Genomic DNA, 21,452 nt, shown 5'->3' with positions numbered 1-21,452 from the left:
ATGCGCACCCTGCGGCTTGCCCTGACCCTGTTGTGCCTCACGGGCACCGCCCAGGCCGACTGTTGGCAACTGGCAGCCAGCCGCTACCACATCGACCCTTTGCTGCTGTACGCCATCGCCAAGGTCGAATCCGGGCTTAACCCCAACGCACGCAATATCAACAGTGACAGCAGCCAGGACATTGGCCTGATGCAAATCAACAGCCGTCATTTGCCAGCCCTCGCGCAGTGGGGCATTACCGAACAAAACCTGATCACCCAGCCCTGCACCAGCGTGATGGTCGGCGCATGGATTTTGGCCGGATTCATTCAACAGAAAGGCTACGGTTGGCAGGCAGTCGGCGCCTATAACGCCGGCGCCAAACCGGGCCGGGATGAGCGCCGTACGCGCTATGCCTTGGCCGTCTGGCGCTACTACGGCGAGCTCCTGCAACAACGCCAACAACTGGCGAGACAGACGCCATGATCGACATCGACGCGCGCATCATCCGCGACGGCCATTTGCAGACCCTGCGCCTGCAAGCCCTCGACCTCAAGCAGGCGCGCCAGCAACTGCAAGCCGATGGTGCCCAGGTCGTCTCCCTGAAGGCTCGTCGCCAACTCAAGCTGCCCAGCCGCCGCGCCAAGTTCGCCCTCGGCCTGTTTATCCAGGAGCTGGTGGTGCTGCTCGACGCCGGCCTGGTGCTGGTGGAAGCCGTGGAAACCCTGCGCGACAAGGCGCCGCCGGGGATCAACCGGCAGGTGATGAGCGAATTGCTGGCCTCGATGTACGAGGGCAACTCACTGTCCAAGGCCATGCAGCTGAAGCCGCAGACTTTTCCCGAGCTGTTGATCGCCACCGTGGCGTCCTCGGAACACAGCGGCCAACTGGCGGTGGCCCTGCGCCGTTATCACCACTTTGAGGCGCACCTGGAGACGGTAAAAAAACGCGTCAGCGGTGCGCTGATGTATCCCTTGGTGGTGCTCAGCGTTGGCGCGCTGATCCTGTTGTTCCTGCTGTTTTTCGTGATCCCGCGCTTCGCCTCGGTGTTCGACTCGGTCACCGATCTGCCCGCCACCGCACGTTTCATGGTGTGGTGGGGCGCGCTGGTGGAGACCCGTGGCACCGAACTATTGATCGGCGTGGTGCTGGCGATTGTCGGCCTGGTACTGCTGTTGCGCAGCGCCGCATTCAAGCGCCGCGCCGCCGCCCTGTTCTGGAAAATCCCCAGCCTCGGCGCCCAGCGCACGCTGTTTATCCTCGCGCGGTTCTACCGCACCGCCGGCATGTTGCTGATGGGCGGGATGCCGGTGGTTACGGCGGTGCAAATGTCCGGCGCGCTGTTGCCCACCGAGCGCCAAAGTGCGCTGCGCCAGGCCATGACCGACATTCAGGCCGGGCAGCCGCTGTCCACCTCCCTGGCCCGCCATCAACTGACCACCGCCGTCGCCGAACGCTTATTACGCGTGGGCGAACAGAGCGGTGAATTGGCGGCGATGTGCGAGCGCATCGCGCAGTTTCACGATGAAGCGCTGGAGCGCGCCATCGAGTTGTTCAGCAAAGTCTTCGAGCCACTGCTGATGCTGGTGGTGGGCGGCTTGATCGGCCTGATCGTATTCATGTTGTACATGCCGATTTTCGAACTGGCAGGGTCCATACAGGGGTAGGCGCCATGAGCGAGCAGACACGGCAATGGCAGGCCCTCGCAGAGCGTCGTTCAATGTCGCTGGCCAACTACCTGCTGGAGGTGCTGCACAAGGCGCCCGAGCAATTGAGCAGCATCGCTGCGCCGCTGGGCTTGATCGCCATCGAGCCAAGCCACCTCGAAGCCCATTGGCGTTTCGACCACTTGCCACTGCCCCAGGCATTGATTCACAACGTACTGCCCATCGATTACCAGGGCCAGACCTGCCTGGTGCTGGGCGACCCGTTTACCTTGACCAATCGCCACTGGATCCAGTCCACCCCCAGCCTGCGCCAACTGCCCCTGGCCATGAGCTTGCCGGATGCGGTGAAGGCCCAACTCAAACGGGCCGAAACCAGCCAGCGCGTGATGCAGCCCTTTGGTGAAGACGACGAAAACGCCCGTGTCGGCCAGTCCGCGGCGGAAATCTCCCTGAGCAGCATCGCCCGTGACGACAACCCGGTGGTGCGCCTGGTCAACTCCATGCTGTTCGACGCACTGCAAAGCCGCGCCAGTGATATCCATGTGGAAACCACGCCTGCGGGCCTGGTGATCAAGTACCGCATCGACGGCGTGTTGCAGCAGATGGGCCAGGCCAGCGGCCTCGACATGGCTGAACAGGTGCTGTCGCGGATCAAGGTGTTGTCGGAGCTGGATATCGGCGAGCGCCGGGTGCCCCAGGACGGGCGTTTCAAGATGAAGATCCAGGGCCGCGAGGTGGATTTTCGTGTGTCGATCATGCCCAGCATCCATGGCGAAGACGCGGTACTGCGCATCCTCGACAAGTCGCAGCGCGGGGACTCCCTGAGCCTGGAAGGCCTGGGCCTGGCCGCCGACACCATCGCGCGCATTCGCGTGTTGGCCAGCGAACCCTACGGCATGCTGCTGGTGACCGGCCCTACCGGCAGTGGCAAATCCACCACCTTGTACGCGGCCCTGTCAGAGACCAATACCGGCGAGAAAAAAATCATCACCATTGAAGACCCGGTGGAATACGAACTGCCCGGTGTGTTGCAGATCCCCGTGAATGACAAGAAGGGCCTGACCTTCGCCCGGGGCCTGCGCTCGATCCTGCGCCATGACCCGGACACGATCCTGGTGGGTGAAATCCGCGACGGTGAAACCGCCGGCATCGCGGTGCAGGCGGCGCTGACCGGGCACTTGGTGATGTCATCGGTACACGCCAACAGCGCGTTCAGCGTGCTGGAGCGCTTCACCTACATGAACGTGGACCCGGCCAGTTTTGTCGAGGCCCTCAACGGCGTCGTTGCCCAACGCCTGGTGCGGCGTATCTGCGCGGACTGTGCGGCGGATGCCGAGCCCGACGCGGAAATCGCCCGGCTCGCGCAACTGAGCGACGCCCAACTCAAGCAGGGCCACTATCGCGTGGGCAAGGGCTGCGACGCCTGCCGCCACACCGGTTATCGCGGCCGGCTCGCCTTGGCGGAAGTGCTGACACTGACCGACAGCATCAAGGAAGGCCTGCTCAATCGCAGCTCGGCATCGGTCTTGCGCGAGCTGGCGCGTGACGCTGGCCACGTGTTCATCCGCGATATCGCCCTGGCCCATGCGGCCCGGGGCGATACCACGCTCAAGGAGATTCACCGTGTCATTTCCCTTTATTGAGCACGTCGTGTGGCTTAACAGCAGCGGCGCCACCTGGGCCGCGTGCCCGCGCTGGCGGGGTGCAACCGTGTGGCGCGTGGAACAGGCCGGCGAACCGTTGGCCGCCTGCGCCGCCCTGTTGGAGCAAGCGCCCCGGGGCCGCGTACGGTTCCTGGACCGGGCCAACGTGCTGCTGGGGTTTCCCCACGTGCATTACCTGATGCTGCCGTGGCAAACCGGCCTGTACCGGCAGGCCGACTGGCAAGGCTTCGCCGAAGCCGCGTTCGCCCAACAGGCCGGTATCGACACCAGCCAGTGGCAGGTGCAGGTCGCCAGCAGTGCGTTCGGCCATGACCGCCTCGCGGTGGCGATCCCACGGGCGTTGCTGCAAGACCTGCGCGACCTGTTCAAGCTGGCCCGCTTGCCCCTGCTGACCTGTACGCCACTGCTCACCGCCGTGGCCCAACGCTATTGGCGATACCTGCCCGAAGACTGCGTGCTCGCGGTGCCCGAAGCCACCGGCCTCAGTTGCCTGTACCGGCAACAGGGCGCGCCGTCCCAGGTGTGCGTATTGCCCACCCGACCCGACAGCGAGTTGAGCGACAACCTATTCACCGCCGACCTGCTCACGCAACGTTCAGCGCCGGCCACGCTGATCGTCGCCAACCGCCCCGTCGCGCCATGGCTGGGGCCGCTGCATCCCTGGCTGGAGGAAGCCCCGGTATGAACGCCAGGCTCGCGGCCCTGCGGCAACAATTGCGCGCGCCCCCGGCGCCCGAAGTGGATTTCCAACACCCCAACGCCGCCCACCGACCGCTGCTGGCGGTGCTGTGGCTGCTGGCGCTAGCGCTGCTGTTCAACACCTGGCAGCACTGGCAGCGCATGGAGCAACAGCAACTGCGCACCGATGAGCTGGAGCAGCAGTTCATTCAACTGACACGCCGCCAGGAGCAGTTGATCCAGGCCGCCATTCGCCTGTCGCCCCAGCAAAAACAACAGTTGGCGGCGTTCGCCAAACAGTCGCAGACGCCCTTTGCACTGATCGACGCCGTGGCCCGGGCCTGGTCCAAGGACATCGCCCTGACGCGGGTCGAGGTCAATACCCAGAACCAATTGCTGCACCTGGATCTGGAAGCGCAGGCACTGGCTGAAGCGTTCCGTTTTGTCGAGCGGCTCAAGGCCCAGCCGGGTGTGCGCGTGAGCCTGCAACAAAGCGCACGCAAGACCAACGACCCGCAACACCCGGTGCAGGTCAAACTCATCGTTGGCGCGGGATAGCCGCCCATGGACATCCTCACTCGCCACCTGCCGCGCCTGCGCTGGCAACTGATGCACTGGCAACAGAGCCTGGGCTTCTGGGGCCTGCTGGCGCTGGGGATGATGGCGGCAACGCTGTTGATCGAAGTGGCGGTGATTCACCCGGCAGGCATCGCCGACCAGCAGCGCCGCCAGGAACTGGAGGCCGGTATCGCCGAACAGCCGCAGGATGTGCAAGTCACGGAGCCTGCGGTGGTGGAAAAAATGCCCAGCGCCCATGACTTCGCCCCGCGCCTGGAAACCTTGCTGGGCACACTCGCCCAACGCGGCTTCATCATTGAACAAACCACCCTGGCCTACTCCGCGCCGGGCGACACCGGGCTGCAACGCCTGGACGTCGAGATCCCCCTCAGCGGCCCCTACCTCCTGTTGCGCGAAGCCTTGGCGGACTTAGCGCAGCAGCCCGCCGTGCGTATCGAAAGCGTGACCCTGGAACGCAAGGAGATCCTCAGTGGCTTGCTGAGCATCAGCCTCAAAGTCAGCGTCCTGGGGGTGGTGGAATGAAACTGCCGCTGTATTTGCGCGTGCTGTTGCTGCTCACCTTGATCGGCTGCGGCTGGCTGTTCTGGCAAGACACCCCCGACAGCCCTCCCCCCGCGCCCACAGCGCCGCGAATCGCCAAGCCGCTTGAATCTGCGCCAGCTTCAGAGCCAGCCTCCGCGCAGCCCAACACGGTAGATCTGTTCCCTGCCCAAACCTGGGTCCCACTGCCGCCGCCGACACCGGTCGATACCTCACCGCCCAAACCACCGCCATTGCCCTTCACCGTCGCCGCGCAATGGCGTTACGAGAACCAGGCAAAAATCGTCGTGCTGCGCGGCAACGGCAGCCAATACACCCTGTGCAACCGTTGCTCGGTGCCCGGGCGCATCGTGCCGGGCAAGATGCTCGACGCGCACTACCGACTGGATAAACTCACCGACACTGCCGTGGTACTGACCTACATGCCGCTCAAGCATGTCAGCACCCTGCGCCTGGACACGCGTTGACCGGGGAAGGAAACGATCATGTCGATACGTACGTGGATTCCCTTGAGCCTGGCGCTGCTGCTGCTCAATGGCTGCGAGACCCAGCGGGCGATCAAGCGCAGCGATGAGTTGCGCGAACAGGGTGACATCGTCAGGTCCGTCGAAGTGCTGCAAGCCGAAGTCAAAGAGTCGCCCGACGATGTGCGATTGCGCATGGAGCAATTCGGCAAGCTGGAGCTGCTGGTTGCCCAATACAGCCGCGAGGCCAGCGCAGCGCTGATGCGCGGCGACGACGCTGGCGCGATCCAGGCCCTGGAAACCATCCTCAAATATGACCCCAGCAACCTCGGCGCACGCCAGGAAATCCAGAGCATCCAGGCGATGAAACAACTGCGCCCGCAACTGGCACGGGCCTATGAGATGAAACGCGCCAACCCGGTTGAAGCGCTTAACTTGGTGCGCCAGATCATCGCGCAAAAGCCCAACTACCGAGAGGCCCTGGACTTTCGCAATGCACTGACCCGCGAGCTGGTGAGCGCCGATTATCTGAGCGCTAACCTGTCCGATGCCATGCGCAAACCCCTGAGCCTGGAGTTCAGCGACCAGAGCCTGACCACGATTTTCGAAACCATCGCGCGCCTGTCGGGGGTCAACTTCGTCATCGACAAGGACGTCAATCCCAGCGCATCCGCCAGCATGAGCGCCAGCCGTACCACCGCCGAAGACGCATTGAATCTGCTGCTGACCACCCAAGGGTTGGACAAGAAAATCCTCAACAACAACACCATCCTGATTTACCCGCGGCGTCCCGATAAAGAGCGTGAGTATCGCGAGCTGGCCGTGCGCACTTTTTACTTGAGCCATGGCGACGCCAAGGTCATCGCCGCTGAGATCAAGCAGGTGCTCAAGCCCAAGGAAGTGCTGGTGGACGAGCGCCTGAACGCCGTAATCGTGCGCGACGGGTTAGACACCCTGAGCGCCGTGGAAAAAATGGTCGAGGCCACTGATATCGCGCAGTCGGAGGTGACCCTCTACATGAAGGTGCTGGAGGTGAACCGGGCGGATGAAGTGAATCTGGGGCTCCAACTCCCGGAGAGCATCGGCCTGTCTGTAGGCAATCTGACCAACCTGCCTGCAGGGCTGGCGGGGATTCCCATCAGTGCATTGCGCGGCATCAACGGCGACAACATCCTGCTGGACTCCGGCAGCACCTCGGCGCGTATCAATATGCTGGAACGCAGCGGCAACACGGTGACCCTCGCCAACCCACGGGTGCGAGTGCGCAACCGTGAAGAAGCATCGGTGAACATCGGCGACAAAATCCCGGTGGTGACCACCACCACGGCCAACCAGATCACCACTTCCTCCGTGTCCTATCAAGACGTGGGGCTACAAATCAGGGTCAGGCCCATCATCAGTCTGAGCGAGGAGGTCAACCTGGAAGTGCATGTGGAAATGAGCCATATCACCAAGCGCATCCCCGGCTCGGAAAACGTACCCGCCACCTTTGAACTGGGCTCACGCTCCACCAAGACCCTGCTGACGGCGCGCAACAATGAAACCCAGATCGTCTCGGGGCTGATCCGCACGGCGGAGGTTGACGAAGGCTCGGGGTTACCGTGGTTGAGCCAGATCCCGTGGATCGGCAAGAAGCTGTTTGGCACCAATCAAAGCACCCAACAGAAAACCGAGATCATCCTGCTGCTGACACCACGGATCGAACGCAACCTGGACTTGCCGATCTCGCAGATCAGCACCTTTCACAGCGGCACCGAGGCGCGCAGTTCGACGGAGGGGATGATCCTGCGCGACACCACCGAGAAGATGATTCTCAAGCCAACTGGCGGCGATCCAACGCCGCCCATGCCACCGCCGATGAACACAACAGGCCCTTGGGAGCCGTTGCCGCCGCCGTTGCCGGAGCTGGTGCCCAAGCCTGCGCCAGTACCAGCGCCGCAGCCCCAGACACAATGAAGATCAACTGTGGGAGCTGGCTTGCCTGCGATGCAGGCACCTCGGTCTATCAGCCAGACCGAGGCGATGCTATCGCAGGCAAGCCAGCTCCCACACAAGCTAGCTCCCACAGGGTTTTGTGGTGTTTTGGGGTTAGCGGACCACGCCCTCTTCCACCAACAACTTGAGAATCGCCTGAGCGCCTTCTTCCGCGCTCACGCCCTTGAGCACTTGCCCGCCACCACCGCTGGCCTTGGCCGTGGCCGCCTTCATCCGATCCGCACCGCTCTTGGCCTTGATCACCTTCAAGCGCTTGGGTCGTGGCTTGGCCGGTTGCAGCACCGCGTCGGTGAACAACCCGTCCTCTTCAACCTCGACCTCATGGGCCGCCAGTTCACCCCGTTGCGCCGGACCATACGCGCTCTGCCGTGGCTTCGGCGCGGCGTTGTCCACAGTGGCGAGGAACGGCAAGCGCACCTTCAACCGCCGCCGCTGCCCACGCGGCAACGCCTGCAATACGTGGGCGACACCGCCATCGATAGACTCCACCTGTGCCAGCCCGACAATCAACGGCCAGCCCAATTGCTCGGCGAGCAAAAACGGCAACATGCCCGAGCCTTCGCCGGTTTCCGCCTGGCTGCCGGCGAGCACCACGTGGGCACCGGCATCGCGCAGGTACTCGCTGAGCACCGGCAACGCATCGCTGCCCGCCGGTTGTTCCAGTACGTGCAGTTGCGGCAGGCCCATGCCCAGGTAACTGCGCAGGGTCGGCTCATTGACATTGCCGGCGTGCAACACCTGCAACTTATCCCCAGCCATCTGCAAACCCAGCTCGACCGCACGTGCGTCTTGCTCGGCGCGGCGCGGGCGCCCGGACGTCGGGTGGGCGCCGATGGACACCAGGCTGATTACATTCGTGGTCATGGCCAACTCCTTAAGCCGCATCGCGCTTGGCGCCGTTGCGGTAGGTTTCTACCGCCGCGATCAAGGCTTGCAGGATTGCGGCGCTGTCGCCGATCACCGACAGGTCGGCACGCTTGATCATGTCGCAACTCGGGTCGAGGTTGATCGCCACCACCTTGTCGCAGGCACCGATGCCTTGCAGGTGCTGGATCGCCCCGGAAATACCCACCGCCACATACACCCGCGCAGTGACCCAGATACCGCTGGCGCCGACCTGGCGGTCGCGGGCCATAAAGCCGTCGTCCACGGCCACCCGTGACGCGCCTTCGGTGGCACCGAGGGCGGCGGCGGTCTGGTGGAACAGCGCCCAGTCCTTCACGCCGTTGCCGCCGGAGAAAATGAACTCGGCTTCGGCCATCGGGATCGCCGCCGGGTCCACCGCCACCGCGCCAAGGTCTTCGATGCGCGGCAGGCTGCGTGCCAGGCTTGTGGATAACTCCACGGGCAACACTTCGTGGCGGGTTTCGCTGACCGGTTCCGCACACTCCACGGCAGCGAGAATCAGGCGCGGCAGCGGCCGGGCCAAGTCTTCCTGGCCCGCGCCGGCGCGGCCAATGCACTCGTCACCCTTGATCTGCCACACACGTGTGGCCGGGCGTTCCTTGAGGCTGGCGGCAAAGCGTCGGCCCAATTCACCGCCACCGCTGCGGCTGTCCGGCAGCAGCCAGTGGCGTGGGTTGAACTGGTTATCCACAGCGCGCAAACCTTGCACCCGTTGTTCCGGTGCATAACCGTCGAACTCATGGCCCTCCAGCACCAGCAGGCGGTCCACACCGGCCGTGGCAAACGCGCTTTCCTTATGCTCGCCAAACACCACGGCCAACACCGCACCGTCGCTGCCGGCGAGTTGGCGGGCGAGGCCAAGCAAGTCGCGGTCGTGGCTGCTCAGGCGGCCACCGACCATGTCCGGCACCACGTTGATGTAGAAAGCCGGCGCAGCAACCTGATGCAACGGCAACTGCACTTCCACCGCTGCCGTGCGCTTGGCCGCGCCGCCCTGCTGGGCGCCGCTGCGGTCGATGCGCTTGATGCCGTTGGGGCCGACAAAACCGACGCCATGCACGTTCTTGCGGATGACGCCGTTAGGCCCCATCCAGCTGCGTTGCACCGGCTGCATCGCCGCATGCAGCGGGTGCAGACGGTTGCGGGCGATCCACTCAGCGCGTGGGTCGCGGCGGATAATGTCGCTCATCAGTGCACCTCCGCAGGTTCACGCTTGATCGGGGCTTTGGCAGGGGCGGCGTCTTCCAGCAACGCATCGGCGACCAGTTCGGCAATGTCTTTGATCAAAGGTCTTGGCTCAACAACACCCTCAAGCATCGCCGTGCACTGTGGACAACCTACGGCCACCAGTTCAGCACCGGTTTCGCGGATGTCTTCCATGCGCATATCGGGAATGCGCTGCTTGCCGGGAATATCGGTAATCGGCGCACCGCCACCACCGCCGCAGCAGCGTGAACGGAAGCCCGAGCGTTGCATCTCTTTGACCTCGATCCCCAGCGCTCGCAGCACTTGGCGCGGCGCCTCGTATTCGCCGTTGTAGCGGCCCAGGTAGCACGGGTCGTGATAGGTCACGCTATTGCCTTTGTGCTGGCCCAGGTTCAGCGCGCCCGCGCCGATCAGCTCGGCCATGAAGGTGCTGTGGTGCTGCACAACGTAGTTGCCGTTGAAGGCGCCGTACTCGTTTTTCAGCACATGGAAGCTGTGGGGATCGCAGGTGACGATGCGCTTGAAACTGTACTTGGCCAGGGTCTGGATATTGCGCGACGCCAGCAACTGGAAGGTCGCTTCGTCGCCCAGGCGGCGGGCCACGTCGCCGCTATCGCGTTCTTCCAGGCCAAGCACGGCGAAGTCGACATTCGCGGCCTTGAGCACTTTGACGAAGGCGCGCAGGGTACGTTGGTTGCGCATGTCGAAGGCACCGTCGCCGACCCAGAAGAGCACGTCGCAGCTGCCTTTGTCGCTGAGCAATGGCAGGTTCAGATCCGCCGCCCAGTTCAAGCGCCCGCCCGGGGCGAAGCCGCCGGGGTTGTCGGTGGCGATGAGGTTTTCGAGGACTTCGGCGCCTTTGTTCGGCGTGGCGCCTTTTTCCAGGGTGAGGTGGCGGCGCATGTCGACGATGGCGTCCACGTGCTCGATCATCATCGGGCACTCTTCCACGCAGGCGCGGCAGGTGGTGCAGGACCACAGGGTCTCGGCGTCCACCAGGCCGTTGACGATCGGCTGATGCGGGTTGCCACTGTGTTCACCGATGGCCTTGCCTGGATACGGGCTGCCGGCGAACTTGGCATCGGTGCCACCGGCCAGGCCGACGACCATGTCCTGGATCAGTTTTTTCGGGTTCAGCGGCTGGCCGGCAGCAAACGCCGGGCACGCGGCTTCGCACTTGCCGCACTGCACGCAGGCGTCGAAACCGAGCAGTTGGTTCCAGGTGAAATCCTTGGGTTTTTCCACGCCCAGGGGCGCGCTTTTATCGCTCAAATCCAGCGGTTTCAAACCGGTGGAACGGCCGCCGCCAAAACGCTCGGCGCGACGGTGCCAGGCCAGGTGCAGGGCACCGGCGAAGGCGTGTTTCATCGGGCCGCCCCAGGTCATGCCGAAGAACATCTCGCTGACGCCCCACAACACGCCCACGCTCAACAGCGCCGCGAGCAGCCAGCCGCCGAAGTCCGCCGGCAGAATCCCGGCCACCGGCAAGGTCAGCAGGAAGAAGCTCACCGAGAACGCCATCAGGCTTTTCGGCAGGCGCATCCACGGGCCTTTCGACAGGCGTGACGGCGGGTTGCGCCGACGCAGGTAGACGAAGGTCGCGCCGACAAACATCAGTACCGAGGCCAGCAACAAGGCGTAGCCGAGGATGCGGCTTTGCAGGCCGAAGCCGTGCACCAGGATGGCGAGCAAGGCCGACAGCACAAAGCCCAGCGCCGTGGCGACGTGGGTGTTGGCAATGTATTTGTCGCGGGCGACCACATGGTGCAGGTCGACCATGTAGCGCTTGGGCATGGCCAGCAGGCCGCCCAGCAGGTCGACTTTGGACGCACGGCCACGGCGCCACATGTTTACCCGGCGCAGGGCGCCGAGGACGGCAAGGCCCAGGGCGGCGAAGAGCAGGATGGGAAGAAGGGTGTTCAGCATGGTGAAGCTCCCAAAGACCTCGGGGTCTTGCAGGTCGAGATGCCTTGCTCAATTCCTGTGGGAGCGGGCTTGCCCGCGATTGCAGTGTGTCAGTCAACAAAGATGTTTACTGAACCACCGCTATCGCGGGCAAGCCCGCTCCCACAGGGTTCTCCACAAGCCGTCAGAAATCCTTGCACAAGCGCAGGGCGTCATAGATCGCAGCGTGGGTGTTGCGCTGCGCCACGCAGTCGCCGATGCGGAACAGCAAGTAACCGTCACCCGCCTCGCTCAGGCACGGCTGCGGCTTGATCGCGAACAGCGCCTCGACGTCCATCTGGCCCTTGTTGCGCGAGCCTTCCTTGAGGGCGTAGTAGATCGCTTCGTCCGGGCGCACGCCGTTTTCGACGACCACCTGGTCCACCACACGTTCTTCTTTGGCGCCGGTGTATTCGTTCTCCAGCACCGCCACCAGCTTGTCGCCTTCGCGGTAGACCTTTTCCAGCATCATGTCGCCGGTCATGATCACTTCCTTGGGGTACATGCTGCGGTAGTAAGTCGGGAACGACGTACCGCCGATGGCCACGCCAGGCTTGATGTCGTCGGTGACGATCTCCACCTGGCTGCCTTTGTCCGCGAGGAAATCCGCCACCGACATGCCGGTGAATTCGCAGATGGTGTCGTACACCAGCACGTTCTTGCCCGGTGCAACCTTGCCGTCGAGCACGTCCCAACTGCTGACCACCAGGCCTTCCGCCGCGCCCCAGTGTTCGTTCTGCTCCAGGAACGGATGCCCGCCCACGGCCAGCACCACCACGTCCGGGCGCAGGTCGAGGATGGTCGCCGCATCGGCGGCCACGCCCAGGCGCAGGTCGACATTCAAGCGCGCCAGCTCCAACTGGAACCAGCGGGTGATCCCGGCAATCTGGTCACGCTGCGGCGCCTTGGACGCCGTGGTGATTTGCCCACCGATAAATTCTTTCTTCTCGAACAGCGTCACGTCATGGCCACGCTCGGCGGCGACGCGTGCGGCTTCCATCCCGGCAGGGCCGGCACCGACCACCACGACCTTGCGTTTGACCCCGGTGGTTTTCTCGATGATGTGCGGCACGCCCATGTATTCACGGGACGTCGCGGCGTTCTGGATGCACAGCACATCCAGGCCCTGGTACTGGCGGTCGATGCAATAGTTGGCGCCGACGCACTGCTTGATCTGGTCGATCTGGCCCATCTTGATCTTGGCGATCAGGTGCGGGTCGGCCATGTGCGCACGGGTCATGCCGACCATGTCCACGTAGCCGCCTTCCAGAATGCGCGTGGCCTGGTTCGGGTCCTTGATGTTCTGCGCGTGCAGCACCGGGGCCTTGACCACTTCCTTGATCCCGGCGGCCAAGTGCAAGAACGGCTCCGGTGGATAACTCATGTTGGGGATAACGTTGGCCAGGGTGTTGTGGGTGTCGCAACCCGAGCCCACGACGCCGATGAAATCGAGCATGCCGGTGTCGTCGTAATACTTGGCGATCTGTTTCATGTCCTCGTGGGACAAGCCGTCCGGGTGGAACTCGTCACCGCACAGGCGGATGCCCACGCAGAAATCCGGGCCGACTTCCTTGCGCACGGCCTTCAGTACTTCCAGGCCGAAACGCATGCGGTTTTCAAAGCTGCCGCCCCATTCGTCGGTGCGTTTGTTGACCCGAGGGCTCCAGAACTGGTCGATCATGTGCTGGTGCACCGCCGACAGTTCCACGCCGTCCAGGCCACCGGCTTTCGCGCGGCCAGCGGCGGCGGCGTAGTTGCCGATCACCCGCCAGATTTCTTCCGGTTCGATGGTCTTGCAGGTGGCACGGTGCACCGGCTCACGCACGCCGGACGGCGACATCAGGGTCGGCCAGTTGAAGCCGTCCCACCGCGAGCGACGGCCCATGTGGGTAATCTGGATCATGATCTTGGCGCCATGCTTGTGCATGGCGTCGGCCAGGTTCTGGAAGTGCGGGATGATGCGGTCGGTGGAGAGGTTGACCGAACTCCACCATTCCTGCGGGCTGTCGATGGCCACGACGGACGAGCCACCACAGATCGCCAGGCCGATGCCGCCCTTGGCTTTCTCTTCGTAATAACGGATGTAGCGCTCGGTGGTCATGCCGCCGTCGGTGGCATACACCTCGGCGTGGGCGGTACTGAGCACGCGGTTGCGGATGGTCAGTTTGCCGATCTGGATCGGCGCAAACATTGCTTCGAAAGCCATGGCACGGTCCTCGGCTTACAACGGCTTGACGGTGAACAGGCCGTCATCGTGGCCCTCTTCGGAGCCTCCGTAGACTTGCTCTGCGACGGTGCGGATGTTGCTGCCACGCGCCTGAAGAATCTGGTCCATGGCGCCGGCAAACCAGCCGGTGAACATGTAGTCAACCTTGCGCCCGACCTTGCCGTACACGTAGACAAACGCGGAGTGTTCCAGCTTGACGCTGCAGGTGCCCTTGTCGAGGTCGATGTCCTGGATCTTGAACAGGCCCCAGCCACGTTGCGACAGGCGCTTCATGTAGTGCTCGAACACCGCGACGCCTTCCAGGCCGTGGCATTCGGCTTCTTTTTCACACCAGTGCCAGGCGGACTTGTAGCCGGCTTTGTAGAGGATCTCGGCGTAGGCATCGGCGCCCAGGACTTCCTCGATACCGATGTGGTTGTTGACGAAGAAATGGCGCGGCACATACAGCATTGGCAGGGCGTCGGAGGTCCAGACACCGGTCTCGCTGTCGACTTCGATAGGTAATTGCGGGGCGATCTTGGCCATGGAAACTTAACTCCAGAAAATTTTTTAGTGTGGTGTTGCGCAGTTGTGCGCTGGCTTATTCGCCCCAGACGTCCTTGAGGACGTTGACCCAGTTCTCGCCCATGATCTTGCGCACCACGCGTTCGCTGTGGCCGCGCTTGAGCAGGGTCTCGGTGAGGTTGGGGAACTCGCCCACGGTGCGGATGCCCAGTGGGTTGATGATCTTGCCGAAGCTGGTCAGGCGGCGGGCGTAGCCCTTGTCATGGGTCAGCATTTCAAAGAAATCCTGGCCATGGCCCTGGGTGAAGTCGGTGCCGATGCCGATGGCGTCTTCGCCGACGATGTTCATGGTGTATTCGATGGCTTCGGCGTAGTCGTCGATGGTCGAATCGATGCCCTTGGCCAGGAACGGCGCGAACATGGTCACGCCAACAAAACCGCCGTGGTCCGCAATAAACTTAAGCTCTTCATCGGACTTGTTGCGCGGGTGCTCCTTGAGCCCGGACGGCAGGCAGTGGGAGTAGCACACCGGTTTTTTCGATTCGAGGATGACTTCTTCGGAGGTCTTGGAACCGACGTGGGACAGATCGCACATGATGCCGACGCGGTTCATCTCGCCGACGATCTCACGGCCAAAACCCGACAGGCCGCCGTCGCGCTCGTAGCAACCGGTGCCGACCAGGTTCTGGGTGTTGTAGCACATCTGCACCACGCCAACGCCGAGCTGCTTGAAGATCTCGACGTAGCCGAGTTGGTCTTCGAAAGCATGGGCATTCTGGAAGCCGAAGATGATGCCGGTCTTGCCCAGTTCCTTGGCGCGGCGGATGTCGGCGGTGGTTTTCACCGGGATCACCAGGTCGCTGTTTTCACGGATCAGGGTCTGGCTGGCCACGATGTTATTGATGGTGGCCTGGAACCCTTCCCACACCGACACGGTGCAGTTGGCGGCGGTGAGGCCACCTTTGCGCATGTCCTCGAACAGGTCGCGGTTCCACTTGGCAATAATCAGCCCGTCGATAACGATGCTGTCGGCGTGCAATTCGGCTGGGCTCATCAGGCGTCCCCTTATTGGCGATTCATGCGCCGAATCGTCTGCCGGCGCTTTGGGGCCAGCATATGCCCAGGGGCAACCCGAGCCGGGTGCAAAAACGACAGGGGAATTGCCGAAAGCGTCAATCCACGACAAAGGCTGCTATGACAGCTCTGACTGGCGGCTGTTATTTGTCCTACTCTTGGGCCAGAATTCCCGCATCACCTGATATGAGACGGCGCAATGAAATCGATTTTCCTGGCTTTGGCACTCATCGCAACCACCGCCCATGCGGCCGAAGACACCGACAGCACGCCCTGCGACGGCATCGAAAACGACAAGCAAACCCTGGAATGCGCCACCTACAACAAAACCACCGCCGAACAACTGCTCAAGGATAACTACCAGGGCCTGTTGGAACGCATGGCTGCGACCTACGGCAGCGACAAGACCAAGCTGGCGGACATTACCGCTCGTCTGAAGGATGCCCAGCAGAAGTGGGAAAAACTGCGGGATGCCGATTGCGCCGTGGACACCTTCCCGGCGGTGAACGGCACCAAGGCGTATGCGATTGCGGTGAATGACTGTTTGGCGCGGATGAGTGATGAGCGGTCGGAGTTTTTGGAGTCGATTGGGCAGGAATAACCCGGTCGAGCAACTTGATCCACTGAAAAGGATGTCACATGTACTACGCACGCGAAGCGGAACGGGATTTCCTGTTCACGCGCGCTGTTCTGCTGTTTCTGTTCACCTTGATACTGGCGCTGATGTTGTCGCTGTCCGTCAGCCGGGGCGCGCCCCATGGGCTGATCAAGGCGGGCCCCGTAGAAACGGTCGGACAGATCACCCAACTCGAAAGCGTCGGCCCGCGCAACTCAAGCACCAACGTGTATTACACGTTCAGCCACGAAGGCCAGCGTGAAGACGGCATGGTCAATAACAGCTTCTACGTCCAAAACCCTGGCTACGAAGTGGGCGACCCGGTCGCCGTCGTGTATTCGAAATGGTTCCCGACGGTGCATAACATCAAGGCGAACTTCCATTACAGCTCGCCCAACTTCTACATCATGAGTGTGAGCGCCAGCCTGATCGCTTTATGCTTTGCGCTGATCCTCTGGACGGTGCATCGGATCTATCAGCACAAAGCAGAAGACCGGTATTACTGACACCCTTCCATTCCCATAGGCTTGAACATGACTATCTGCGGCATCGAAATCAAAGGCAGCGAAGCCATCATCGCGGTCGCTTCCCTGGACAACCAGGCGCTGAACCACGTCGCCCTGGCCACCAAGAAAATCGCCCTCGAAGACGATGATGAAGCGGCCAACGTCAAAGCCTTCGCCGCCCAGGTGAAGGCTTTTGTGCAGGCCAACGGCATCGAGCGGATCGCGATCAAGAAGCGCAGCAAGAAGGGTGAATTTGCCGGTGGGCCGACCACGTTCAAGATCGAGGGCGTGTTTCAGTTGCTCGACGGTGTGGAGGTGACGTTGCTGTCGCCGCAGACCATCAATGCGCAGAACAAGAAGCACAACTTTGAACTGCCGGCCAGCCTGAACAAATACCAGCATGAAGCCTACAAAGCTTCCTGCTCGGCCCTGCTGAAGAAATAAGCCACACCGGGTATCCATGTGGGAGCTGGCTTGCCTGCGATAGCGATGTATCAATTGGCATTTGTGGTGCTGACCCACCGCCATCGCAGGCAAGCCAGCTCCCACATTTGATAGGTGTGCACTCAGAACTCGCGCGGTGACAGTGCAATTGCCAATCCCTGAACCGAGTTTTATACCCAATTATGGCGGCAACTATAATTTATAGTCGCCACTATAATTGGCTAAAAAACGATCAAACCACCTCCCGTCGCCGATCTTCCCTTGGACATTTCGCAAACCTTGCCCTGTAACTACGGGTGAAATACGACGGCGATTCAAACCCGCACGCAATACTCACCTCCAGCACGCTCATGTCGCTCTGGCGCAAGAGCTGCCGGGCTTTTTCCAGGCGCAGGCCGAGGTAGAAGTTACTCGGCGTATCGTTCAGGTGCAGGCGAAACAGGCGCTCCAACTGGCGCCGCGTGACCTTGATCGCTTCGGCCAACGCCAGGGTGGTCAGCGGCGGTTCGGTGTGTTGTTCCATCTCGCCGATCACCTGCACCAATTTTTTGTTGTTGATGCCGTAGCGCGTGGCGATCTGCATGCGCTGGTGGTCTTTGCGCGGGCGAATGCGCCCGAGGACGAACTGTTCCGACACTTGGATCGCCAGCTCCGGGCCGTGGGCCTGGGCGATCAGGTCGAGCAGCAGGTCGATGGACGCGGTGCCACCGGCGCAGGTGATGCGGCGGCGGTCGATCTCGAACAGTTCCTGGGTCACGCTGAGGTGCGGATAGGATTCCTTGAACGCATCGATGGCTTCCCAGTGCAGGGTCAGGCGGTAGCCGTCGAGCAGGCCCGCTTCGGCCAGCACGCAAGCGCCGGTGTCGATGGCGCCGAGGGTCACGCCGTCGTGGTCGAGGCGGCGCAGCCAGTGTTCCAGCGCTGGCGTGGCGAACTTCAGCGGTTCAAAGCCGGCGACCACCAGCAAAGTCGCGCCCTTTTTCAGCGGCTCCAGCGCCGCGTCGGCGTTGACCGACATGCCATTGCTCGCCAAGACCGCGCCACCATCGGCACTCAGCACGTGCCAGCGGTACAGCTCGCCGCGAAAGCGATTGGCCACCCGCAGCGGCTCAAGGGCGGAGATAAAACCGATGGCCGAGAAGCCCGGCATCAGCAGAAAGTAGAAATCCTGGGACATGGTAGCGCTCTCGTCGGGCGGGCAGCGTGGCCCTGTGATACTCCCGTTCGCGGCGGGTTTCAAGAGGACAGGTCGCTGCAGTGCAAGAGTCGGTCGCCGCCGTGCGTTTTACCGCCCCGCAAGCTGCGTAACGTGGCGTCACGGTGCACAAAGACACCGGCCCCCACAATAACGACCTGCCGAGGGACCCACCATGAACCGACTGTTACTCGCACTCAGCGCCAGCGCCATTTTCAGTACCAACGTCATGGCGGCCGACGCGGCTTCGTGCCAGAACGTGCGCATGGGCGTGGTGAACTGGACCGACGTGATCGCCACCAGCGCCATGACCCAAGTACTGCTCGACGGCCTCGGCTACAAGACCAAACAAACCAGCGCCTCCCAGCAAATCATCTTCGCCGGCATCCGCGACCAGCGCCTGGACCTGTTCCTCGGCTACTGGAACCCGCTGATGACCCAGACCATCACGCCGTTCGTAGACGCCAAGCAGGTCAAGGTCCTCGACAAACCGAGCCTGGAAGACGCGCGCGCCACCCTCGCCGTGCCGACGTATCTGGCGGACAAGGGCCTGAAAACCTTCGCTGACATCGCCAAATTCGACAAAGAGCTGGGCGGCAAGATCTACGGCATCGAGCCCGGCTCGGGCGCCAACACCCAGATCAAGGCGATGATCGCCAAGAACCAGTTCGGCCTGGGCAAATTCCAGCTGGTGGAGTCCAGCGAGGCCGGCATGCTCGCCGCCGTGGACCGCGCGGTGCGGCGCAAGGAAGCCGTGGTGTTCTTCGGCTGGGCGCCGCACCCGATGAACGTCAACGTTGCCATGACCTACCTCAGCGGCAGCGACGACGCCCTGGGCCCGAACGAAGGCATGGCCACCGTGTGGAGCGTCACGTCGCCGACCTACGCCGAACAGTGCCCCAACGTGCACAAATTGCTGACCAACCTGACGTTCACCGCCGCCGACGAGAGCCGGATGATGCAGCCGTTGCTGGACCACAAGGACGCGATCGAGTCCGCCAAGCAGTGGCTCAAGGATCACCCGCAAGACCAGCAGCGCTGGCTTGAAGGCGTGACCACCTTCGACGGCAAACCGGCTGCGGCGAACCTGCAACTGACCAGTAAATGACCCGTTTTCAATCACCGTTTCGCGGTCACTTTCGACCGCGAACGGCACCACCACGCCTGTAAGGAACCGCCCCATGAACCACGACGTCATCATCACCTGCGCACTCACCGGTGCTGGCGACACGACCAGCCGCAGCCCCCACGTGCCGGTCACTCCCAAGCAAATCGCCGCCGCTGCGGTGGAAGCCGCCAAGGCTGGCGCCACCGTTGTGCATTGCCACGTGCGCGACCCCGAGACCGGCAAGTTCAGCCGCGACGTCGCCCTGTACCGCGAAGTGATGGAGCGCATCCGCGAGGCCGACATCGACATCATCGTCAACCTCACGGCGGGCATGGGCGGCGACCTGGAAATCGGCGCCGGTGAAAACCCAATGGAATTCGGCCCCAACACCGACCTGGTCGGCCCGCTGACGCGCCTGGCCCACGTCGAAGAGTTGCTGCCGGAAATCTGCACCCTGGACTGCGGCACCCTCAACTTCGGCGATGGCGACACCATTTACGTGTCCACCCCGGCCCAACTGCGGGCAGGCGCCAAACGTATCCAGGAGCTGGGCGTGAAGGCCGAGCTGGAAATCTTCGACACCGGCCACCTGTGGTTTGCCAAGCAACTGATCAAGGAAGGCCTGCTGGACAACCCGCTGTTCCAACTGTGCCTGGGCATCCCGTGGGGCGCGCCGGCTGACACCACCACCATGAAAGCCATGGTCGACAACCTGCCCGCCGACGCGGTGTGGGCCGGCTTCGGCATCGGCCGCATGCAAATGCCGATGGCCGCGCAAGCGGTGCTGCTGGGCGGCAACGTGCGGGTCGGTTTGGAAGACAACCTGTGGTTGGACAAGGGCGTGCTGGCGACTAATGGGCAACTGGTGGAACGCGCCAGCGAGATCCTCAGCCGACTCGGTGCGCGCGTTCTGACGCCCGCAGAAGGCCGCATAAAAATGGGCCTGCCCCAACGCGGCTAACCCCCAAACACCTCAACCCCCCTGTGGGAGCGGGCTTTGTGGCGAGGGAGCTTGCTCCCGCTGGAGTGCGAAGCGCTCCCAAAATCCTCGGGCCGCTACGCAGCCCAGCGGGAGCAAGCTCCCTCGCCACAGCAAGCCCCACAACAGATCACCGAAATCTTCAGGAATGTTGCCAATGAGCTTTATCACCGAAATCAAAACCTTCGCCGCCCTCGGCAGCGGTGTCATCGGCAGCGGCTGGGTCTCCCGCGCCCTCGCCCACGGCCTGGATGTGGTCGCCTGGGACCCCGCGCCCGGCGCCGAAGCCGCCCTGCGCAAACGCGTCGCCAACGCCTGGGGCGCCCTGGAAAAACAAGGCTTGGCGTCCGGTGCCTCCCAGGACCGCTTGCGCTTCGTCGCCACCATCGAGGAGTGCGTCAAAGACGCGGACTTCATCCAGGAAAGCGCCCCGGAACGCCTGGAATTGAAGCTCGATTTGCACAGCAAGATCAGCGCCGCCGCCAAGCCAAACGCCTTGATCGGCTCCAGCACCTCCGGCCTGTTGCCGAGTGAATTCTACGAGGGCTCGACCCATCCGGAACGCTGCGTGGTCGGCCACCCGTTCAACCCGGTCTACCTGTTGCCGCTGGTGGAAGTGGTGGGCGGTAAAAACACGGCGCCAGAAGCGATTCAGGCGGCGATCAAGGTGTACGAATCCCTCGGCATGCGCCCGTTGCATGTGCGTAAGGAAGTCCCGGGGTTTATCGCCGACCGCCTGCTCGAAGCCCTCTGGCGCGAGGCGCTGCACCTGGTGAATGACGGCGTGGCGACCACCGGCGAAATCGACGATGCGATCCGTTTTGGCGCCGGGCTGCGCTGGTCGTTCATGGGTACATTCCTGACCTACACTCTCGCGGGTGGCGATGCCGGCATGCGCCACTTCATGGCACAGTTCGGCCCGGCCTTGCAGTTGCCGTGGACGTATTTGCCAGCGCCGGAATTGACCGACAAGTTGATTGACGATGTGGTCGATGGCACCAGCGATCAACTGGGCACACACAGCATTTCGGCGCTGGAACGCTATCGTGATGATTGCCTGCTGGCGGTGTTGGAAGCGGTAAAAACCACCAAGGCCAAACACGGTATGACTTTCGCTGAATAACAGCTTTTGATCTGTGTGGGAGCTGGCTCTCCTGCGATAGCGATGCAAGATTCA

Annotated in this window: 21 protein-coding genes; 14 read left to right on the top strand and 7 right to left on the bottom strand. The window is 62.7% G+C overall.

All coding sequences use genetic code 11. The annotated features are described in order from the left end of the window. From ACU688_RS19075 to ACU688_RS19040, 8 genes are read left to right on the top strand one after another with little or no spacing between them, the layout of a single operon-like run. The gene (locus tag ACU688_RS19075) at nucleotides 1-465 is read left to right on the top strand and encodes a transglycosylase SLT domain-containing protein (RefSeq protein WP_448185941.1); all 465 of its coding nucleotides are present in this window, start codon (nucleotides 1-3) and stop codon (nucleotides 463-465) included. After that, nucleotides 462-1,646, top strand: a complete 1,185-nt coding sequence (locus ACU688_RS19070; RefSeq protein ID WP_448185940.1) for a type II secretion system F family protein — start codon at nucleotides 462-464, stop codon at nucleotides 1,644-1,646. Before ACU688_RS19075 ends, ACU688_RS19070 begins: the two co-directional genes overlap by 4 nt. Before the next feature lie 5 nt (nucleotides 1,647-1,651). Next, a complete protein-coding gene (locus tag ACU688_RS19065) occupies nucleotides 1,652-3,289 on the top strand; it encodes a GspE/PulE family protein (RefSeq protein ID WP_448185939.1) in 1,638 nt (545 codons plus the stop codon). Continuing rightward, the gene (locus ACU688_RS19060) at nucleotides 3,270-3,995 is read left to right on the top strand and encodes a hypothetical protein (RefSeq protein ID WP_448185938.1); all 726 of its coding nucleotides are present in this window, start codon (nucleotides 3,270-3,272) and stop codon (nucleotides 3,993-3,995) included. The genes ACU688_RS19065 and ACU688_RS19060 overlap by 20 nt, the downstream gene beginning before the upstream one ends. After that, nucleotides 3,992-4,546, top strand: a complete 555-nt coding sequence (locus ACU688_RS19055) for a hypothetical protein (RefSeq protein WP_448185937.1) — start codon at nucleotides 3,992-3,994, stop codon at nucleotides 4,544-4,546. The genes ACU688_RS19060 and ACU688_RS19055 overlap by 4 nt, the downstream gene beginning before the upstream one ends. A 6-nt stretch (nucleotides 4,547-4,552) precedes the next feature. Beyond that, nucleotides 4,553-5,089 (top strand): hypothetical protein, encoded by a 537-nt coding sequence (locus tag ACU688_RS19050; protein WP_448185936.1) that lies wholly within the window; start codon nucleotides 4,553-4,555, stop codon nucleotides 5,087-5,089. Further along, on the top strand, nucleotides 5,086-5,574 hold the full coding sequence (locus tag ACU688_RS19045) for a hypothetical protein (RefSeq protein ID WP_448185935.1): 489 nt from the start codon (nucleotides 5,086-5,088) through the stop codon (nucleotides 5,572-5,574). The genes ACU688_RS19050 and ACU688_RS19045 overlap by 4 nt, the downstream gene beginning before the upstream one ends. Before the next feature lie 18 nt (nucleotides 5,575-5,592). Then, nucleotides 5,593-7,527, top strand: coding sequence for a secretin GspD/PilQ domain-containing protein (locus ACU688_RS19040; RefSeq protein ID WP_448185934.1), 1,935 nt, complete (start codon nucleotides 5,593-5,595; stop codon nucleotides 7,525-7,527). Nucleotides 7,528-7,659: 132 nt separating this feature from the next. Here the strand turns inward: ACU688_RS19040 and etfB are convergent, their stop codons facing one another. From etfB to ACU688_RS19010, 6 genes are all read right to left on the bottom strand, one after another. Then, nucleotides 7,660-8,430 (bottom strand): electron transfer flavoprotein subunit beta, encoded by a 771-nt coding sequence (gene etfB, locus ACU688_RS19035; protein ID WP_448185933.1) that lies wholly within the window; start codon nucleotides 8,428-8,430, stop codon nucleotides 7,660-7,662. A 10-nt stretch (nucleotides 8,431-8,440) separates the two neighbouring features. After that, complete coding sequence (etfA, locus tag ACU688_RS19030) at nucleotides 8,441-9,661, bottom strand: electron transfer flavoprotein subunit alpha (RefSeq protein ID WP_448185932.1); 1,221 nt, start codon at nucleotides 9,659-9,661, stop codon at nucleotides 8,441-8,443. Beyond that, nucleotides 9,661-11,604 (bottom strand): dimethylglycine demethylation protein DgcB, encoded by a 1,944-nt coding sequence (gene dgcB, locus ACU688_RS19025; protein WP_448185931.1) that lies wholly within the window; start codon nucleotides 11,602-11,604, stop codon nucleotides 9,661-9,663. Before dgcB ends, etfA begins: the two co-directional genes overlap by 1 nt. 163 nt (nucleotides 11,605-11,767) lie before the next feature. Continuing rightward, the gene (dgcA, locus tag ACU688_RS19020) at nucleotides 11,768-13,828 is read right to left on the bottom strand and encodes a dimethylglycine demethylation protein DgcA (protein WP_124527207.1); all 2,061 of its coding nucleotides are present in this window, start codon (nucleotides 13,826-13,828) and stop codon (nucleotides 11,768-11,770) included. A gap of 15 nt (nucleotides 13,829-13,843) precedes the next feature. Continuing rightward, nucleotides 13,844-14,374 (bottom strand): DUF5943 domain-containing protein, encoded by a 531-nt coding sequence (locus ACU688_RS19015; RefSeq protein WP_017738421.1) that lies wholly within the window; start codon nucleotides 14,372-14,374, stop codon nucleotides 13,844-13,846. 55 nt (nucleotides 14,375-14,429) lie between these two features. Continuing rightward, on the bottom strand, nucleotides 14,430-15,407 hold the full coding sequence (locus tag ACU688_RS19010; protein ID WP_003176573.1) for a dipeptidase: 978 nt from the start codon (nucleotides 15,405-15,407) through the stop codon (nucleotides 14,430-14,432). A 219-nt stretch (nucleotides 15,408-15,626) separates the two neighbouring features. Between ACU688_RS19010 and ACU688_RS19005 the strand changes: the two genes are divergently transcribed. The 3 genes from ACU688_RS19005 to ACU688_RS18995 are packed head-to-tail and all read left to right on the top strand — an operon-like array spanning nucleotide 15,627 to nucleotide 16,993. Continuing rightward, nucleotides 15,627-16,028, top strand: coding sequence for a lysozyme inhibitor LprI family protein (locus ACU688_RS19005; protein ID WP_017738420.1), 402 nt, complete (start codon nucleotides 15,627-15,629; stop codon nucleotides 16,026-16,028). Nucleotides 16,029-16,066: 38 nt separating this feature from the next. After that, complete coding sequence (locus ACU688_RS19000) at nucleotides 16,067-16,549, top strand: hypothetical protein (RefSeq protein ID WP_448185930.1); 483 nt, start codon at nucleotides 16,067-16,069, stop codon at nucleotides 16,547-16,549. Between the two features lie 27 nt (nucleotides 16,550-16,576). After that, entirely contained in the window at nucleotides 16,577-16,993 is a 417-nt protein-coding gene (locus ACU688_RS18995; RefSeq protein WP_448185929.1) for a DUF3010 family protein, read from the top strand. Nucleotides 16,994-17,225: 232 nt separating this feature from the next. On the opposite strand, the gene ACU688_RS18990 is transcribed toward ACU688_RS18995, so the two are convergent. Further along, nucleotides 17,226-18,170 carry a GlxA family transcriptional regulator gene (locus ACU688_RS18990; RefSeq protein ID WP_448185928.1) on the bottom strand — a complete coding sequence of 315 codons (945 nt, stop codon included), beginning with the start codon at nucleotides 18,168-18,170 and terminating at the stop codon, nucleotides 17,226-17,228. 193 nt (nucleotides 18,171-18,363) lie between these two features. On the opposite strand from ACU688_RS18990, the gene ACU688_RS18985 reads away from it, so the two are divergent. The 3 genes from ACU688_RS18985 (at nucleotide 18,364) to ACU688_RS18975 (ending at nucleotide 21,398) form a co-directional block, all read left to right on the top strand. Continuing rightward, nucleotides 18,364-19,296, top strand: coding sequence for a choline ABC transporter substrate-binding protein (locus ACU688_RS18985; RefSeq protein ID WP_124527211.1), 933 nt, complete (start codon nucleotides 18,364-18,366; stop codon nucleotides 19,294-19,296). A 73-nt stretch (nucleotides 19,297-19,369) separates the two neighbouring features. Further along, nucleotides 19,370-20,257 carry a 3-dehydrocarnitine:acetyl-CoA trimethylamine transferase CdhC gene (cdhC, locus tag ACU688_RS18980; RefSeq protein ID WP_448185927.1) on the top strand — a complete coding sequence of 296 codons (888 nt, stop codon included), beginning with the start codon at nucleotides 19,370-19,372 and terminating at the stop codon, nucleotides 20,255-20,257. A gap of 175 nt (nucleotides 20,258-20,432) precedes the next feature. Further along, nucleotides 20,433-21,398, top strand: coding sequence for an L-carnitine dehydrogenase (locus ACU688_RS18975; protein WP_448185926.1), 966 nt, complete (start codon nucleotides 20,433-20,435; stop codon nucleotides 21,396-21,398). Nucleotides 21,399-21,452: the final 54 nt, after the last annotated feature.

Source organism: Pseudomonas acericola (SeqCode), from assembly GCF_053456465.1.
Note: the sequence above shows the minus strand (reverse complement) of the source record. Positions and strands in the feature narration are given on the sequence as shown.